This is a genomic window from Mesorhizobium sp. M4A.F.Ca.ET.050.02.1.1 (assembly GCF_003997725.1).
Taxonomy (GTDB): domain Bacteria; phylum Pseudomonadota; class Alphaproteobacteria; order Rhizobiales; family Rhizobiaceae; genus Mesorhizobium.
The window spans coordinates 1-3,212 of sequence record NZ_RZSG01000688.1 but is presented as its reverse complement, the minus strand read 5'-3'; the positions used below and the strand labels follow the sequence as shown (position 1 = coordinate 3,212).

Annotated in this window: 3 protein-coding genes and 1 pseudogene; all 4 read right to left on the bottom strand. The window is 65.7% G+C overall.

Annotated features, from left to right (window positions below; genetic code table 11):
• Positions 1–434 (bottom strand): annotated as a pseudogene (locus tag EOA33_RS29370) (ABC transporter permease); the annotation flags it as partial.
• Positions 434–1,297 carry an ABC transporter permease gene (locus tag EOA33_RS29365; RefSeq protein WP_126058175.1) on the bottom strand — a complete coding sequence of 288 codons (864 nt, stop codon included), beginning with the start codon at positions 1,295–1,297 and terminating at the stop codon, positions 434–436. The pseudogene EOA33_RS29370 and the gene EOA33_RS29365, both read right to left, overlap by 1 nt.
• 77 nt (positions 1,298–1,374) lie before the next feature.
• Positions 1,375–2,538, bottom strand: coding sequence for a spermidine/putrescine ABC transporter substrate-binding protein (locus tag EOA33_RS29360; RefSeq protein WP_126058174.1), 1,164 nt, complete (start codon positions 2,536–2,538; stop codon positions 1,375–1,377).
• Positions 2,519–3,212: ABC transporter ATP-binding protein (locus EOA33_RS29355; protein ID WP_145989336.1), on the bottom strand; the 694-nt coding region annotated here is incomplete at its 5' end. The genes EOA33_RS29360 and EOA33_RS29355, both read right to left, overlap by 20 nt.

The window sequence follows — 3,212 nt, the reverse complement described above, 5'->3', positions numbered from 1 at the left end:
GCGATGATCGAGCCGTAGCCGAGTGCCAGGCGCGGCGGCTGGTCGCCCGGCCACAATTCGGCGACGAACGGATTGACGACGCCGAACAGCTGCACGAGCGCGACCAGCGTCGAGATGCCGATGACGACGCCCGGAACGACGATTGCCGCGCCCAGCAGCCCATCGAAGACCGCTCGTGTCCGCGCCCCGACGCGCTGCAGGCCGAGCGCGGCGGCGGTGCCGGCGACCGCCGCCAAAAGCGCGCTGGTGGTGGCGATGAACAAGCTGTTCTTCAGCGCCTCGACCAGGAACGGGTTGGACAGCGTCTTGCCGTACCATTGCGTCGAGAAGCCGGTGAACTCGCTGGCATGGTGGCCGGCGTTGAAGGAGAACAGCACCACCAGCGCGATCGGCAGGTAGAGGAAGGCAAAGACGGCAACGACGAAGGCGCGCATCAGATCAGGTCCACCCGGCGCGCGCCCGACAGCCGGGCCGAGATGCGGTTGGCGGCAATCAGCACCACCACCGAGACCAGCACCAGCGTGATGGCGATGGCCGAACCGAACGGCCAGTTGCGCGACTGCAGGAACAGGTCGACCAGCGCGTTGCCGATAAAGAACACCTTGCCGCCGCCGAGCAGCGTCGGGATCAGATATTCGCCGAGCAGGAGGATCATCACCAGCGAGAAGCCGGTCATCACGCCCGGCAGCGAAAGCCGGAGCGTGACACCGAGGAAGGTCGACAGCGGCGTCGCGCCGAGATCGGCAGAGGCTTCCAGCAGCCTGCGGTCGAGCCGCTCCAGGCTGACATAGATCGGCAGGATCATCAGCGGCAGATAGCCGTAGACGATGCCGAGCAGCACCGCGCCCGGCGTGTTGATCAGCCTGACGTCCTCGATGCCGACATCGGCGAGCAGGGCCGGAATGCCGCGGCCACCCAGCACATACATCCAGGCATAGGTGCGCATCAAAAGGCTGGTCCAGAACGGGATGACGACGAGCGCCAGCAGGATCAGCCGCCAGCGCTCCGGCGCGCGCAGCGCCAGATAGTAGGCGACCGGATAGGCGACGAGCAGGCAGGCGAAGGCGCCGACCGGCGCCAGTACCATCGTGTTCCAGAACGCGGTCGCCCGCGCCGGCAGGTTGGCGTATTGCGCAAGCGTGAAAGCTGCCTGGTAGCCTCCCTCGGGCGCCCGCTCGCCGACGCTGAAGATGGCGATGGCGACGAACGGCAGGACCAGGAATACCACCAGCCACAGCGTCGCCGGCGCGAGCAGCAGCGCGGTCGTAAGATTTTTGCGAAGGAGGGTGCCGCGCATCGAAAAAGCCGCTTCGGTGCCGGCGGGCAATTGCCCGCCGGTCGCGTTGCCTGGATCGGGTTTGTGGCCGGTTCCGCTCAAGCCGACTTGAAGCGCGCCATCAGCTCGGCGCGCCCCGGATCGGTGAGCGTCGCGGCGGCGCCGAACTCCAGCGGCTTCAACAGGTCCGCCGCCGGGTAGAGGATCGGATTGTCCATCACCTCCTTCGGCAGCAGCGCGTTGACGCGCGCATCGATCGAGGGCGCGCCATTGGCCAAGTGCTCCTTCACCGCGACCTTCGGGTTCATCAGGTAGTTGAGCAGCGCGTAGCCGGCCGGCTTGTTCGGCGCGTCCTTCGGGATGGCGTAGAAGTCGGTCCAGATCTCGCCGCCTTCCTTGCCGAGCACATAGGCGATCTCCGGGATGTCGCGATGGAGTTGCGCCCCGTCATTGGTCCAGCACATCGTCATCCAGGCATCGCCGGCGCGCATCGACGGCTGATAGTCGCTCGACACCGCGAACAGATGCGGCTTGACCTTGAGCAGCAGTTCCTCGGCCTTGGCGAGCTCGTCCGGCTTCAGCGAGTTGAAGGAATAGCCGTAATATTTCAGCGCATTGCCGATCGTGGTGAGCTGATAGTCATGCACCATGGTGCGGCCGTCGCCTTCCGCCATGGCTGTGTCCCAGAACTCCTTCCAGCTCGTCATCGGCTTGGTCAGCTTCTTGGTGTTGATCGCGATGCCGGTGGTGCCCCAGTTCTTCGGCACGGCGTAGATCGTCCCGTCGATCGTGCCTTCCGAGGTAAAGCGCGGATCCTCCTGCGAACCGTCGAAATTGCCGAGCTTGGCCATGTCGAGCGCTTCGATGATGTCGAGCTTCTTGTAGGTCGAGATCGTGTAGTTGGTCGGCACGAACAGGCTCCAGCCCGAGCCGCCGGCCTGCAGCTTGGCCAGCATCTCCTCGTTCGAGCCGAAGACGTTGACCTCGACGGCAACGCCGGTCTCGGCCTTGAAGCTCTCGAACGTCGCGGGGTCGTGATAGTTCGGCCAGGTGGCGATCGACATGCGGTCGCCGAGGTTTTCGGCGGCGTAGGCCGGCGTCGGCATGATGCCGAGCTCGCGCGCCATCACCGCGGTGGCGACGCCAAGGCCGGTGAGGCCGAGGAATTCGCGCCGGCCGATCGAGCCGCGCTTCAGGCGCATCAGTTGGTCGACGAATTTCTCGGGGCTTATCGGCAGTCCGTCACGATAGGATTTCGACATGGTGGTTTTCCCTCTGGTTGGTCCCGTTGTTCTTGGGTTGCGGAAACGCCAGCGGCGCCCCGGCGGCAAAGCCGATGGCGACGGGTTCGCCCGGCTTGAAGAGGTTGTCGCGGCCAATCTGGTGATCGGCCTTGGCGAGCAGTGATCCGATACCCTGGACCTCGATGGCGTATTCTGCGGTCGCGCCCAGGAAGATGCGGTTGCGCACGATGCCCTTCAGGCTGCCGTTTCCGGCCAAGCCGAGGCTGAGCGTTTCGGGCCGCAGCGACACCGACACCCGCTCGCCCCGGCTGAGCGGCGCCCGCTTGCGCGCCGCGATCACCGTGCCGTCGGCCAGCGCGACATCGACGAGGTCGCCCGACAGGCCCGCCACCGTGCCGCTCAACAGATTGGTCTTGCCGACGAAATCGGCGACGAAGAGGTCGGCCGGCTCGTCGTAGATCTCGTTCGGCTGTCCGAGCTGGACGATGCGGCCGCCATTCATGACACAGACGAGGTCGCTCATCGACAGCGCTTCCTCCTGGTCGTGCGTGACCAGCACGAAGGTGATGCCGATCTCGCGCTGCAGGTTCTGCAGCTCGATCTGCATGTCGGTGCGCAGCTTCTTGTCGAGCGCCGCCAGCGGCTCGTCGAGCAGAAGCACCGCTGGCTTGTTGACCAGCGCGCGGGCCAGC